11 protein-coding genes and 2 pseudogenes are annotated in these 13,626 nt (G+C 45.8%); 4 read left to right on the top strand and 9 right to left on the bottom strand.

Annotation, left to right across the window (positions count from 1 at the left end; all coding sequences use genetic code 11):
• The first annotated feature begins 373 nt into the window (after nucleotides 1-373).
• Complete coding sequence (locus OOJ59_RS09635; RefSeq protein ID WP_007890845.1) at nucleotides 374-988, top strand: recombinase family protein; 615 nt, start codon at nucleotides 374-376, stop codon at nucleotides 986-988.
• 76 nt (nucleotides 989-1,064) lie between these two features.
• Nucleotides 1,065-1,511, top strand: a complete 447-nt coding sequence (locus OOJ59_RS09640) for a hypothetical protein (RefSeq protein ID WP_016537363.1) — start codon at nucleotides 1,065-1,067, stop codon at nucleotides 1,509-1,511.
• A gap of 221 nt (nucleotides 1,512-1,732) precedes the next feature.
• Here OOJ59_RS09640 and OOJ59_RS09645 read toward each other — a convergent pair whose 3' ends face one another.
• The 5 genes from OOJ59_RS09645 to OOJ59_RS09665 all read right to left on the bottom strand — a co-directional run bounded on the left by OOJ59_RS09645 (nucleotide 1,733) and on the right by OOJ59_RS09665 (nucleotide 6,290).
• The gene (locus tag OOJ59_RS09645; RefSeq protein ID WP_007890843.1) at nucleotides 1,733-2,320 is read right to left on the bottom strand and encodes an SLATT domain-containing protein; all 588 of its coding nucleotides are present in this window, start codon (nucleotides 2,318-2,320) and stop codon (nucleotides 1,733-1,735) included.
• A 5-nt stretch (nucleotides 2,321-2,325) separates the two neighbouring features.
• On the bottom strand, nucleotides 2,326-3,684 hold the full coding sequence (locus OOJ59_RS09650) for a nucleotide-binding domain-containing protein (protein ID WP_016537366.1): 1,359 nt from the start codon (nucleotides 3,682-3,684) through the stop codon (nucleotides 2,326-2,328).
• Nucleotides 3,685-4,481: 797 nt separating this feature from the next.
• Nucleotides 4,482-4,700 carry a hypothetical protein gene (locus OOJ59_RS09655; RefSeq protein WP_004864807.1) on the bottom strand — a complete coding sequence of 73 codons (219 nt, stop codon included), beginning with the start codon at nucleotides 4,698-4,700 and terminating at the stop codon, nucleotides 4,482-4,484.
• 465 nt (nucleotides 4,701-5,165) lie between these two features.
• Entirely contained in the window at nucleotides 5,166-5,855 is a 690-nt protein-coding gene (locus tag OOJ59_RS09660; protein WP_004864809.1) for a YagK/YfjJ domain-containing protein, read from the bottom strand.
• Between the two features lie 180 nt (nucleotides 5,856-6,035).
• Nucleotides 6,036-6,290, bottom strand: coding sequence for a YkgJ family cysteine cluster protein (locus OOJ59_RS09665; protein WP_004864811.1), 255 nt, complete (start codon nucleotides 6,288-6,290; stop codon nucleotides 6,036-6,038).
• Nucleotides 6,291-6,510: 220 nt separating this feature from the next.
• Between OOJ59_RS09665 and OOJ59_RS09670 the strand changes: the two genes are divergently transcribed.
• On the top strand, nucleotides 6,511-7,602 hold the full coding sequence (locus tag OOJ59_RS09670; protein WP_004864813.1) for a DUF4236 domain-containing protein: 1,092 nt from the start codon (nucleotides 6,511-6,513) through the stop codon (nucleotides 7,600-7,602).
• 36 nt (nucleotides 7,603-7,638) lie between these two features.
• On the opposite strand, the pseudogene OOJ59_RS09675 reads toward OOJ59_RS09670, so the two are convergent.
• A pseudogene (locus OOJ59_RS09675) lies at nucleotides 7,639-7,722 on the bottom strand (YkgJ family cysteine cluster protein); the annotation flags it as partial.
• Nucleotides 7,723-7,879: 157 nt separating this feature from the next.
• Here OOJ59_RS09675 and yeiP point away from each other — a divergent pair.
• Nucleotides 7,880-8,452 carry an elongation factor P-like protein YeiP gene (gene yeiP, locus OOJ59_RS09680; RefSeq protein ID WP_038642029.1) on the top strand — a complete coding sequence of 191 codons (573 nt, stop codon included), beginning with the start codon at nucleotides 7,880-7,882 and terminating at the stop codon, nucleotides 8,450-8,452.
• Between the two features lie 793 nt (nucleotides 8,453-9,245).
• Here yeiP and torD read toward each other — a convergent pair.
• From torD to torC, 3 genes and pseudogenes are all read right to left on the bottom strand, one after another.
• Complete coding sequence (gene torD / locus OOJ59_RS09685) at nucleotides 9,246-9,878, bottom strand: molecular chaperone TorD (RefSeq protein ID WP_087857395.1); 633 nt, start codon at nucleotides 9,876-9,878, stop codon at nucleotides 9,246-9,248.
• Nucleotides 9,868-12,410: pseudogene (gene torA, locus OOJ59_RS09690) on the bottom strand (trimethylamine-N-oxide reductase TorA). Before torA ends, torD begins: the two are co-directional and overlap by 11 nt.
• Before the next feature lie 9 nt (nucleotides 12,411-12,419).
• Nucleotides 12,420-13,553 (bottom strand): pentaheme c-type cytochrome TorC, encoded by a 1,134-nt coding sequence (gene torC, locus OOJ59_RS09695; protein ID WP_087857393.1) that lies wholly within the window; start codon nucleotides 13,551-13,553, stop codon nucleotides 12,420-12,422.
• Nucleotides 13,554-13,626: the final 73 nt, after the last annotated feature.

The raw sequence follows: 13,626 nt of genomic DNA on the forward strand, positions 1-13,626 counted from the left end.
CCGACGCCGCTCAGGTCCTGATAACACTTCAACCATCTTATTATTCTGACTGGTGCTAAACATAGGTCTAAGACTACCTCTTATTTTAAGAGAGGCGAAGTGTCTGGTGATCTATGGGGCCAGTCTACATGTATGGCACACTGAATTTGATTAAGACCTGCTGAAATGAAACCGGAGTGCTTCAGCTACAGAAACTGACCAAATCGTATACCCCAAGCAAGATCTGAATACCATCCGAACAATATCTCTTTTAGGTATACCTGATAAAGACCATGACACACAGTATCAATAGGGTTAAATTTGACTCTATTGACAATAAAAACACGCACTGTATCATATGGGTATCAATTTAATACTCAAAAGAGAATGCATAATGAATGTCCGTATCTATTGCCGTGCATCTACCGAAGGCCAACATGCTGATCGTGCATTAGTTAGCCTGCGCGAATTTGCGCAAAGCAAAAACTGGCAAGTAGCCGGAGAATACATTGAGAATGCCAGCGGTGCGAAGCTGGAACGTGTGGAACTGATGCACCTACTTGCCGAAGCACGGCCTGGCGATTTGCTTCTAATTGAAGCGATTGACCGTCTCAGTCGTCTTCAACATGAAGAATGGGCTGAACTCAAAGCTACGCTGAACAGTAAAGGACTGGTTATTGTTTCGATGGATTTGCCAACAAGCTGGCAGATGGTTGAAATGTCTGGTAACGACCTTACTAGCGGCATTCTTCGGGCAGTCAATGCTATGCTGATCGATATCCTTGCGACAATGGCACGACAAGATTATGAAACCCGCCGTAAACGCCAGGCACAGGGGATCGAGAGAGCAAAACTGGCAGGTTTGTATACGGGGAAAGAAAAAGATATGGAAGCCCGTGAAACTGTTCGCGAAATGCTGGCGCAGAATGTTAAACCAGCCCACATCATGAAAGCGGCAGGTATCAGCCGCGCCACCTTTTACCGAATCAAGAAAGAGCTTTTGTGTTAAAAACGGACTTGATAACAGTATTTGCTGCCCATATGTCCTGACTTTGAAACGCTCATATTATAATTAAGGATATCCCATGGTAGGTAACTTATTCTTCAAAGGTGTTGATGAAAAAATAGGCAGACAAAAACAAGAGCAGATTGAAGAAAAAGAAACGTTAGCCCAGGAACGAGAACGCTTATCGGAAATTATTGAATCTCTCGTACCAGAAGTTGAAACGTACAAAAATGGTTTACTTGAAAGAGGAATCCACGCTGAAATTTCTACATCTGCACGGCATATAAGCTTCAATATGAAGTATAAAGACGGCGGGAAGCATGAACTTTTATTATCAGAAACTGAGCGATTTGATGGCCGCTATTCGATAACGACATTTTCTACAAACGATAATGGTCGTACTTTTAGTTCTACAAACGGTGCATCTTATAGTTCAACTACTTGGTCGAATGATGATTTCTTTAAAGCTTTAGAACGGCATATCAATTATTTCTTGTTCTATGCGAATCGTCATGGTGGTCTTTAAACAACGACCGTTGTATAACAAGCCTCGCTGAAGTGCGAGGCTTTATTTTATCCATACCGATGCTCGATTTCGATAACACCAACACATTCATCAAACCAGCAACAGTCAAATACTTTCATATATTCAGTCTAAACTGTTGTAAAATTTATCAATAGTCTGACTTTGACAAATTCATTTAATCTAATTCGTAATTTTACTTTTCAAATTAGGTTATGAATGCATCAAATCCAATTCAACCTGTGGCAGATCAAAAAAACAACCATACCTAAAATTATAATCAAAAATATTTTTAATGTATTTGGAAATTTATCTTTCCAAAAAGTTAAGGATAACTGTTCCTCAATCCATCGCTTCTCCAATTCACTGTAAAATTTATAGTGAGCATACCAATTACTACCACAAATTTGTTTAGTAATTGTGCTATTATCAAAATCTTGCATCAGAACTTCAAGTTCCTGAATATACTTAGCTGAATCTGGCTGGCTCTCTGATTTTGCATCGTAATACAGTCGTTCAATCTTTCTGAAGATGTCAGTTTGCCTTTTCCCCGCCTCTTCATATTTACTTTTATCACCATCATAGAAATTAATGTATAGGCTACCAATGCTCAGAATAATAAAAATTGCAGAAATATTCTTAGAACTCATTTCATCCATATAAAGACCAAGAACAGATACTGCGAGTGATATTATGCCAATCCAGCCAGGAAGCTTACTTACAATGTCAAATGTTGCAAAGGTTTTCTTTGCTCCGAACCCAACGTTGTATCCAGCAGAAGCAATATGATTCAGCAAGTCATTTTTTAGCATGTTTTTCACTCAATTGGAATGTCGATAGTAGCCTGGGCAATTACTATATGATTCTTAACGATATAACACCACACCTTATGACTACCTCTGAACTTTGTATGTTCAGTATGGGTAGTTTGACCTAAAATTATTTGACCTCGAATTTCATCACGTTCTTCAGCCTCTTTACCTCTATTCAATACTTTCCAGTATATGTCATAAGGTTCAGGAATCAGATCTAAACTTGCTTGATTGATCGAGAATGATAAAGTCTTATTAGGAGGTAACCAAGGTCGAGCTATATCCGAAAGGTAAGCTCTAATCGAGCGTTCCCTATACCCACTTTCTTTGACAATACAGTTTACTTCAAGTGGATATCTAATATCGACATCATCAAATTTTTCATCCGTAAATTCTTCCGTATTACGCCATGTGCGGGCAAAATATGATTCATTAACGAAATTATCTGACCCCAGCCCCAGAGAGTCTTGCATTTCCGTTGCTGCTTTAGGAAAAGTAAGTCCGAAAACTTCCCGCCAAAGTTCATGACATTTCTTTGTATAGCCATTCTCGTACGCGTCAATCGCTTGCGTGCATAGTTTGAAGGCACGTTTTGATTGTCGCTGGAAATTTTTGTAGACCTTAACCCTTTGTCCACTGCCTATTGCAGCATAGTGTTCATGAACGTCTTCTTTTTGCAAAAAATCAAAAAAGTCACGGCACATGAAACCATAACTAACCATTCCAGTTTCATCATAATCATCGGTTTGTTTAAGGAACCTCCATGCTAACGTGTCAATAAGAAGTCCTCCCATGTCTACTGTATTTCTGTTTTTCCAAGCTCGCAACATGCGACAAAGATTATGGAGATTACGACTTTTGTTATTTCGGAAATTCCTCATTTCGGTAATTTCCATACGAGGTTTAGTTACCCGCCACCCACCATTACCATTGTCAGCTTTCGTATCAGGGTATTTAAAATGATCTCCGTCAGCAAAGACTGGTTGCACCTCTATATGGAAAGAGTCAAAAACAATCTGCACTACTAATCGATCAACCTTGACTTCTTGCTGCGAAAAGGTTTGTTTTAAAGCATCTTTTACATCACGAAGTAAACGTCGTTGAGGATTCAAACCTACTTGATAAGCCTCCCACAACCCTGAAGGCATAATGTACAGCATATCTAAATCTGACGTTTTGCTGACCGCCGTACGACGACCTGCTGAACCAACCTTCAGTCGATTATTGAAACCGTTTTCAGTTTCCCGAAACCTTATGTTAAGCCTTCTTGTGGCATTTTTATAATGTGTTGCAATTGCCGTCATTCGTTCATTAGGTATTTTCAAATTGTCCAGGAAAATACGAAACATCTCTGCTGTTTGCATCTAATTATCCTTAACTGTCCAGAGGTTACACAATGTGCTGGTACTAACGCTAGTAATCACACCTTTTCATGACTTTCGTAAAATCAAGCACTTTTGAAGCCTGCATTTTAGAAAGCTTTAGAAGGCATACGGAGGCTAATGCTAATACAAAAAGAGTGTTTTTCATCCTTTTTCACACAATTACATAATCTCGAATAAAATACTAATTATATCAATAGACTACACATTGCATAGAGAACTAAAGAAGGTCTTGACCGAGCAAGGAAGGTAGGTAAAAGTTAGGCGGTTGCAACAGATATTCGTAAGCGACTTCTGGAAGCCAATATGAAGAGGTCTCAGCCAAGCAAAAAGTGGGATTAAGTCTTCCTACGATCAAAGGGAACTGGAACATGCATCAAGAATGACGGGCACGTTCCAACAACCCAAAAACAAGACCGCGAGCGAAGCGAGTTCCGTCAAGCGAAGCGAAGACGGATAGTTAGCGTTGATTAAAAAACATACGGAAATGTACTGTTTTTTCTATATATAAATTATAAATATTATAAACAGTACATAGTACACAGACACTCACTACGTTCGTGTCCCTCGCTTCGCTCGGAATTTTGAAGGAATGTATTATTCTATAAGCAAAGCAACTATAGTTGAACTATCATGCATCTGACCGAAGCATAAAGTTAACCAGCTACAAATTATGCCTTAAAACGCTCTGAGCGAGACTGTAAGCGATTTTCATGATATGGGTAATGCGATTGCATACCTTGGAAAGAAAAACGCGCTACGGGCTTCCTGTGCGATATTTACGAATTTAGTGCTTTACGACTCAATTTTGATGTTGAGTACATGCGTGTTCCCTTCCCTGTTTGCGCTTTACCACGTTCTTTTGCCAGGTAAGAAAGCCAGAATACCGGACCTTCGAGTGATGAAGGATGTTCACGATGAATGACGTAGTGATCGGGATAGTCTTTAGTGGCTTTAGACAAGTTTACCAGCGTTGCTTTACCACCTTTCAGTTTCATCCAGATTTCCGTAATAATACCAGCAATCCCTCTTTCATATACTCGTAAGCGAGTTCAGGAAGCGAGGAGCAGAGGTCTTAGCCAGTCAAAAGCGGCTGCTGGAATTAGGGTTGAGTCTTCCGACCATCAAACGGAACTGGAACCTACAGCAAGCCTGATGCAGCCACTCCCAGCGACTTCGCAAACATAGGAGGCAGCTCTGCGTTATACTGAAAAATAGCGTGACACTACTCACAAATCATAAACGTATTCATGAGAAACTAAAACCAATCAGTTATAATGAAAGGTTTATCAAACAAACATTGAAAACCGCTCTAAAACAGCCTGTATGAAGCTATAAGAGGTTTAAATCACGCAGGTAATGCGAACGTACTACCGCCCCCTTAGAAAGGCTTAGAATGTGTTACAGGAAGAATTTGTATTTTCTGTTCAAACTGACCTACACGAAAGATTTTGCCACCTGCGTTAATTACTCTCTTTCATTCTGAGCTTAGACGTTGAAAAGATCCTCTGCCCTTCCCCAGATGAAAACTTACCGCTGTTTTTCGCGAGGTACGATATACGCTCAACAAAATCCACAAGACTATCGTGATCACCCCTTACAATAGAGTATCGACTATTCTCGGCTAAATGCACGCGACTGATATTGTCTGTTAATTCATCCCAAAGCTCACTTATCAACCCAATCATGCCTGTGTTACCAAAGCCAGCAGTTTGAACCTGGAAGTAAGGTAATGCAATCCAGCAGTGGTAATGAACCTGATTAGCAGCTTTTTTTTCTCGAACCCAGCCATAAGCAAATTTTTTGATCGGCTGTTCATTCCACGCCTTCTTTTTGAAACGACCTCTCAGCCGCTCAAAAAGATTACTCACTAAGACATTACTTTCCGTAACGTGCATCCCTTCCGGCACTGATAAGTCAAATCGGAAAGCAAAAATCTTACTGTAGTGCGATTGCATAGCCTGTAACTGCTTAATGAATGCATCAATGATTTCTTTTCTGATCGGATGATAACCTTTCTTCATCGAATCATAGTTCAAACGGTATATAAGCCCATCAAGCACATATTCAGAGCTATGGATAAGTGAGTAACGGCCATCATCACGATGGTTGGTTATTTTTTGAACGACAGGAAAAAGCAGATCTACGGACATATAACTAACACCACATAACAGATATTAATAATAACCAGTATGAGGGAGAGAATCCCAAGGAGGACCAAGCCCTACAGCCACTGGCATAAATGCGGTGTTAGTAGACAAATAGAAACTCCGAAAAGTTTCCACAGCAAATTTTTATTACTATACACCATCAAATTATTTATGGCAACAACTTCATGATGAGGTCAGCTTTTCAAGATGAATCAAGTAACCCATAGCCTCATCACGATTTGTATGGCACATATCGAGTGAAGGGCGCAGATTGCTACACACCTTGGGGCGGTGGATTGACCCAAAGATGTTGCATAAATTATCTTCCGATAACTGCACACATCTTACATTTGCTGGCTTGCCTTGTGGCATCCCGGGAATAGGGCTTGATATAGAAGGAGCAATGCAACAGGCCCCACAGTCGATTCGGCATTCCATCAGGACCTCTTAAATTCTTTGTCTTCGAATAAAACATTAACACACTGTCACAATCGGAGCGATAGCATGTAACCCAGAACTATTCCCCTATAAAATGAGCGATTTTCCTCTTAGATGGGTTAATGTTCCTTTAAAAATATGAAACATATGCTGTAAAATCCACCAGTTACACCGCCCTAGCTTACGATGAATTAAGCCCCTCGTTTTACAAGGAGTTACCATGAGCTTTTACATTAAGAAAAGCATTCGAGTCGGACCGATGAGATTTAACCTATCCAAATCAGGAGTCGGTGCATCTATTGGTATAAAAGGACTGAGGTTTGGTACTGGCCCAAGAGGAAATTACATCCACATCGGTGCTGGCGGAGTCTATTATCGTGCTTCGCTTTCACCAAGCCTGGTCCCACAGAACAGAAAGAAAGTTCAACATGTACCAGACCACTCCCCAATAGAACATGACACTACACATGCACCTCTCGAGGAAATCGAGTCATCCCATATCTCGGAAATCGTTGATTCAAGTTCCCGAGAACTGCTTGAAGAGTTGAACAACAAACGTAAGAAGTCACAAATATGGCCCCTGGTCATGTGCCTTTCGATTGCGCTGTTACTTTACGGTTTTTCACAGACATGGCCTGATTGGTGCCTCGCTATAGGCTTTATCGTAGGGGTAGCAATCTCTGTTTTTGCTTACATGTACGATCAGCTAAGAAAGACTACTGTTCTTTTTTATGACTTTGATGATCAAATGATGGCATGTTACCAGCAACTTCATGAAAGTGGAGCCAAGCTCGCAAGCTGCTCAAAAGTATGGCATATAGAAGCTTCTGGAGCCGTTTATGACCCCAAGTATCATGCCGGAGCTGGTAACTTACTACGTAGAAAAGTCACCTCAATCAGCAAATCAAAGCCTCCCTTTGTTAAAACAAATATTGAGACGATTGCTATCAATGTCGGTCGCCAAACATTGCATTTTTTTCCAGATAGAGTACTGGTTTATGACCGTGAAGGTGTAGGCGCTGTTGGTTATAACCAGCTATTCGTTAATGTAGATGATAGTCGATTCATTGAGAGCGAAGGTGTACCTGGAGATGCCATAGTCGTTGGCAGGACATGGAAGTATGTGAACAAGTCTGGAGGCCCAGACAGAAGATTTAAAGACAATTCAGAACTTCCTATATGTCTTTATGAAAACCTTTCGTTTACAAGTCATTCTGGGCTAAATGAGTTATTACAACTGTCTAAAACTGGCTATGGAGAAAGCTTTTCACATTCAATTGAAACACTTAGCAAAAAAGTCATTTCTGCTTAGCTATGTCATTTTTTATACTGAGAATAATTGACTGTTAGGCTTGCCATCAGGCATACCAGGGATAGGGCTGGAGATTGAAGGCGCGGTGCAGCATGCACCACAATCCGGACGGCATTCCATACAGTATTCTCTTTATCGTAAACCATCGGATTGTGAGAGAAGCGCACAGTAACACCTTTTTTGCACCAGCAAAAGCATCAATTCCACTTGCCTGAATGCCCCGGCGCGAGTAGTTTTACGCGATATTTTAGACACTCCTCACTACAGGATTTTTTCGATGCCAAGAGCGAACGAAATTAAAAAAGGTATGGTACTGAATTACAACGGCAAGCTGCTGATTGTAAAAGATATTGATATTCAATCACCAACCGCACGTGGCGCCGCCACGCTGTACAAAATGCGTTTTTCTGATGTCCGTACCGGCCTGAAAGTTGAAGAGCGTTTCAAGGGCGATGATATCGTTGATACTGTCACCCTGAGCCGTCGTGGCGTCGACTTTTCCTATGTCGATGGCAACGAATATGTCTTTATGGATAAAGAAGACTATACCCCGTATACCTTCACCAAAGACCAGATTGAAGAAGAACTGCTGTTCATGCCGGAAGGCGGAATGCCGGACATGCAGGTTCTGACCTGGGACGGCCAGCTGCTGGCGCTGGAACTGCCGCAAACGGTAGACCTGGAAATTGTTGAAACAGCGCCCGGCATTAAAGGGGCATCAGCAAGCGCGCGTAACAAACCTGCGACCCTGACTACCGGCCTGGTGATCCTGGTTCCTGAGTATCTGAGTGCGGGAGAAAAAATCCGTATTCATATCGAAGAACGTCGCTATATGGGCCGTGCAGACTAATTTTCTGCTGCCCATTGACGACAAGGGACAGCGCAGGCTGTAAGGCTGATCAGTAAAGCATGTATGGTGAACATGTGATTCTTGCTCAGGGTTCCGTTCACCTCAATGGTGTCATTTCTCTGAAGCGCTGATGTCCGTGAACGTGCAAGGGAGGCTCACCGCCGCCTCCCTTGCAACCCAGGCTCCCGGCGGGAAAATCGTCGCTACGCGAGCTATTCGTCTTATGCCGTCTGCCTGTCGGGTCGGGGCCGAGCCTGCGTCCCTGCAGGCCGTCCCCTCTGTCCGCATCCCTGCGGACAGACCCGGTCAGCCGTCAACGCCTCATCGATTTTCAGCCGGACCGGGGTCATCGCTTCAACGCTCTGACTTTCAGTAAAATCTTTTTTGCTGTTCAACATATTCAAATAAAAACACAGGAGATCAGGTGTGGCTGGTCCGGCTGAAAATTGCCGACGAGTTTCCGTAAGGCAGGGAGAGCCAGCATGGATGCTGGCTCAGGGCGCGCTTTACAGGGACGCTACCTCGCGCCCGGCCCGGAAGCCTGAAGGAAAAAGCGGAGGGAACCACGAAGTGGCAATTTTCCCGCCGGGAGCCGGGATTGTAAAGGGCGTGGCGGAGAACGCCCTTTACACGTTCACATGAACCAATGCTTAAGAGAAGCAATGAGCATGAGGTGAACGGAACGCTTTCTCCGAGATAGCATGTTCTTTACCTCCGCCAGTACAGGTTGATACTTTCTGAAACTGAGGCGCTGACTGGCTGGCATTACAGCACCAGCTGTCCCTTTTTATTTTCAGCGCTGACTGCTGAGATAAAAATCATCCATTAACAGCGATTCCAGATACTGTTCATCCTCGCGCATAAAACTCACTATCAGATTGACCGCCTGCGGGTAAAACCCCTGTTCATCTCGCGCCAGGCAGGCATCGCGTAGCAATGGCGCCCAGCACATCATATGGTGATGCAAAAAGTAATACTGCGCAGATACCGCCTCCTCTTTAGCAACCATCTTCGCCATCAATGCCAGTTGAATGGCGATATGATCGGATGGCTCATTTTCCCGCGCGGTCAGACCGTGTTCGATCAGCAGCACATTCATTTGCTGACGTTCTGCTGACGCGGTCGTATGCGGATAGTGCCCTGCATAGGGAGAGACTCCGCCAGGCGGCGCCAGCAGAAACAGCGAGGCAAAATCCGCGGCGAGTTCCAGCTGTCGGGAATCACGGCGTAAAATCCGGGTCAGACTACGCTCAAAATGCTTAACCTTGCCAGACAATCCAGGAATCGCCGCCAGTGAGACAATCCACGCCCGATTATCGTCGTTTTCAAGGCTGGCAAGTTGCTTTTCGTCCAGCTCACGGAACAGCAATTGCGAGAACCACTGGTACATGTCCACCCGCTGCTGATGTATTTGGTTATGCTGCACTTCCCCCCTCCTCTTTTACTGTCTCCGGGCCGCCGAATGCCGTTACCGGTGGCGCTTTTTTCTGCTGATAACGTTCGACCTCCACCAGCACGGTATGCGCTGAAGGGCCTTGCGCCAACTGTGAAGTACCAATATCGGCGCTCAGGACATTCGGGTCGCCATAAGTGCATAACGTCCCGGCTTTTCCACCCTCCTGCGGGGAATACCAGGCCCCTTCATGAATGCGGATTACGCCAGGGGTAAAATCCGGGCTAATCACCACCCCAGCCAGCACCTGACCACGGTCATTGAAGACGCGAGCGATATCACCTGCTTTCAGACCACGGGCAGTGGCATCCTGCGCGCTGATATAAAGCGGTTCTCTTCCGGTAACCGCATAGGTATTGCGAAACGCCTCGCTCGAGCACAACTGTGAGTGCAGACGTTTATCCGGATGGCAGGATTGCAGATGCAGCGGATATTTATTTTTTTTAGCGGAATGATTACGTTCAAACGGTTCCATCCATACCGGATGACCGGGACAATCCTCGTAAGCAAAGCCAGCAATGGTTTTACTGTAGATTTCAATCAGACCTGACGGCGTTCCCAGGGGATTAAGATCTGGTTGGTCGCGAAACTCACCGTGACGCACCCACGGCTGTCCGGCCGGATATTCAATGTATCCTTCGCCCTGCCAGAACGTAGTAAAGTCCGGTAAGGAGACACCGAGCGACGCGCCCATCTTCACACCTTCGTCGTAGAGCGCCTGTATCCACTGCATTTCATCACGGTTCTCGCGGTACACCGCCTCTTTATCAAAGCGCTTACATAATCCGGCAAAAACGTCAAAATCATGCCGCGCTTCATATTGCGGTTTAACAATCTGATGCAGGGCCATCAGCCCTTTGTTCGAATGCGTACCAAACTGTTCAATATCGTTACGTTCAAAGCGGGTGGTAACAGGCAGGACGATATCGGCAAATCGACACGACGCGGTCCATTGATGATCCAATACCACCACGGTTTCCAGCTTCTTCCATGCCTTGATCATGCGATTACGATCCTGCTGCGCATGGAATGGATTCGCCGCGCTGTAGATCGCCATTTTAATATCAGGCCAGGTTAACGTTTCGCCGTTAAAGGCAACCTTTTTGCCCGGCTCCAGCAGGCAGTCAACGATGCGTGAGGTGGGGATATGCTCCGATGCGCCGCGAAAATCCGCTTTATACTTCGCCGGTGGAGGATTCGCGATCCCTCCCAGCCCGGACAGTACAGGTCCGGTGGATGTCACCGTACCACCGCCGTTGTAATGCCAGCCAAACCCTACGCCGCCGCCCGGCAAGCCAATTTGCCCAACCATACTGGCCAGCACCACCAGCATCCAGGGATACTGTTCGCCATGATGCATCCGTTGTACGCACCAACCGCCCATAAATTGGGTCCGGCCTTTGACCAGCAGGCGGGCGAAATCACGGATCTGCTCCGCCGTCAGGCCACAGATTTGCGCTGCCCATTCGGCATTTTTCGGCTGCTTATCACTCTCCCCAAGCAGATAGGGCAAAAACTGCTCAAAACCCACGGTGTAATCGTTAATAAACGCCGTGTCATACAGTTTTTCTTCATACAGCGTATGGGCGAGTGCCAGCATTAACGCGACATCGGTTTGTGGTCGTAGCGCCAGTTGTTCACAGCCAAGGTAGTTTTGCGATTTGCTACGCACTGGATCGACGCTGATAACGCGCATTTTACCCTGCGCAACCGCTTCTTTAATCTGTTGCCAGTAGCCAAACGCATCGTGATCGGGAACCAGGAACTCGATCTGCAAGTTTTTGATCGGATCGCATCCCCACAGCACGATGGTATTACTGTTCTGAATAACCAGCGGCAGTGACGTTTGCTGTTCATAAACTTCCAGCGAACCAATCACATGCGGCAAGATAACCTGCGCAGCTGCTGCAGAGTAGTCGCCAACGGTCGTCACATAGCTACCATGCAGACCAAGCCCTCTGTCCATCGCCCCGCCCGCTTTATGGTATTTCCCTACCATTTGCCAGTCGGCCAGCCCGCTTTATGGTATTTCCCTACCATTTGCCAGTCGGCCAGCCCGGTAAATACCCCCGATGAGCCGTAGGTTTTTTGTACCCGTTCCAGCTCTTCGTAAAACAGATCCAGCGCCTGATCCCAACTTACCCGCACAAAACGATTATCTCCGCGCTGGCTGCGATCCGATTTCTCGCGTTTACGTAACCAGTCCAGACGAACCATTGGATAACGTACCCGCGACGGGTTATAGACCACTTCACGCACCGCGTTCAGCATATCGCAAGGGTATTTGTCATGTTTGAAAGGCCGGGTTTCTGTCCACTCGCCGTTGACAACCTTGGCTTCAAAAGCGCCAAAATGCGAACCGGATTGAATCCACTGTGCGGGGTTTTCTCCCGCTGCCCATACTTTTGATATCAGCGGATTCGGCGCCAGCGCACTGGCCGCGCCCACCGCTAGCATACCGCTCAGAAAACGGCGGCGAGACGGGTTAAATTCATGAATATCCATATATTTTCCTTAATTTTTGTTAGGTTCAGACACATCGCTGGCATGGGTCTGGAGGTATTTCAACAACGTACGTTCTTCCACCGGATTCAGTCGGTAATAGGTGGACATCGCTTTCAATCCGGCGATCCAGCCGTTGGCGGTATATCGGGTCGTAGGAGGAGTGCTATGACAGGCGCTACAGGTGGATTGCAGCATTTGATCCGAATATTCCCAGATCGGTGCAATATTGCTGATAAGCCCCTGGGCGGAGGTCCAGGCGGTCACGCTCACCTGCTGCCATTGCTGGTGTGAGTCAGGATCGACCTGGGTTTGTAGTACTTTTACGTTCGCCATCAAGGCGTCATCAAGCACGGCCGAGAACACACGCTTACCCATATACTGGGTTATCACCCGCCCGCGTCCTTTGCTTTCACGCCAGCCCGTCAGTTCAAGCTGCACGTTGCTGCCCTCTTTTTTCAGCACTTTGACCTCGGTGGCAGGAAATAACAGCGCTTTACCTGCGGGGCTTCCGGCCGTTGCCGTCAATGCTTTTTCGCTTAACGAGAACAGCGTGCTCGCATTCGATAAAGACGCTCCCTGCTGCTGCAACTGCTTATAGCGATCGCGGAAACCGCTGCTCATATCGGGTTTGTGATGGGCAATACCTTTATGGCAATCAATACAGTTGCTGTCTTTTGCCGCCGCCGCGGTCATTTGCGCCGCCGCATTCGCAGATTGTTTGCCGTGATCCATCGCCTCATAGCTGTGGCAAGACTTACATGCCGCCGAATGGTTAGCGCTCATTCGCGCCCACTCTCGCTGGGCCAATTCCGCTCGTTTTGCGGCAAATTTTTCAGGGGTATCAATCGAAGGAGAGATAAAGGTGTGGTAGAGGTCGTTTAAGGCTTCCGTTTTACGAACCAACGTCGGGACGATCCCTGGCGGAATATGACAATCCTTACACTCAGCACGCACGCCAGAAGCATTGCGAAAATGCACGCTGGTTTTATATTCCTCTCCTGGTGTGCGCATCGAGTGACACGATAAACAAAATTCGGTGGTACTGGTGTAATGAACGCCTTGCCACGTCCCCCAAATTGCAAGGGCCATTGCTACTGCCCCGACGAATGCGCACCACAGTGCGTTCTTTCTTATCCACGACATGCTTGCCTCCATTTTTTTAATAGCGACACGCTAAGCGATCATAAAAATCAAAAATAGAGACAGCAAAAGCAGC

Source organism: Citrobacter sp. W9 (genome assembly GCF_026719375.1).
In the GTDB taxonomy this organism is placed as follows: domain Bacteria; phylum Pseudomonadota; class Gammaproteobacteria; order Enterobacterales; family Enterobacteriaceae; genus Citrobacter; species Citrobacter werkmanii.

Coding starts and splice junctions, on each gene's coding strand:
- OOJ59_RS09635 (WP_007890845.1), top strand. CDS start 374: ATGAATGTCCGTATCTATTGCCGTGCATCTACCGAAGGCCAACATGCT.
- OOJ59_RS09640 (WP_016537363.1), top strand. CDS start 1,065: ATGGTAGGTAACTTATTCTTCAAAGGTGTTGATGAAAAAATAGGCAGA.
- OOJ59_RS09645 (WP_007890843.1), bottom strand. CDS start 2,320: ATGCTAAAAAATGACTTGCTGAATCATATTGCTTCTGCTGGATACAAC.
- OOJ59_RS09650 (WP_016537366.1), bottom strand. CDS start 3,684: ATGCAAACAGCAGAGATGTTTCGTATTTTCCTGGACAATTTGAAAATA.
- OOJ59_RS09655 (WP_004864807.1), bottom strand. CDS start 4,700: ATGAAACTGAAAGGTGGTAAAGCAACGCTGGTAAACTTGTCTAAAGCC.
- OOJ59_RS09660 (WP_004864809.1), bottom strand. CDS start 5,855: ATGTCCGTAGATCTGCTTTTTCCTGTCGTTCAAAAAATAACCAACCAT.
- OOJ59_RS09665 (WP_004864811.1), bottom strand. CDS start 6,290: ATGGAATGCCGAATCGACTGTGGGGCCTGTTGCATTGCTCCTTCTATA.
- OOJ59_RS09670 (WP_004864813.1), top strand. CDS start 6,511: ATGAGCTTTTACATTAAGAAAAGCATTCGAGTCGGACCGATGAGATTT.
- yeiP (WP_038642029.1), top strand. CDS start 7,880: ATGCCAAGAGCGAACGAAATTAAAAAAGGTATGGTACTGAATTACAAC.
- torC (WP_087857393.1), bottom strand. CDS start 13,553: ATGTCGTGGATAAGAAAGAACGCACTGTGGTGCGCATTCGTCGGGGCA.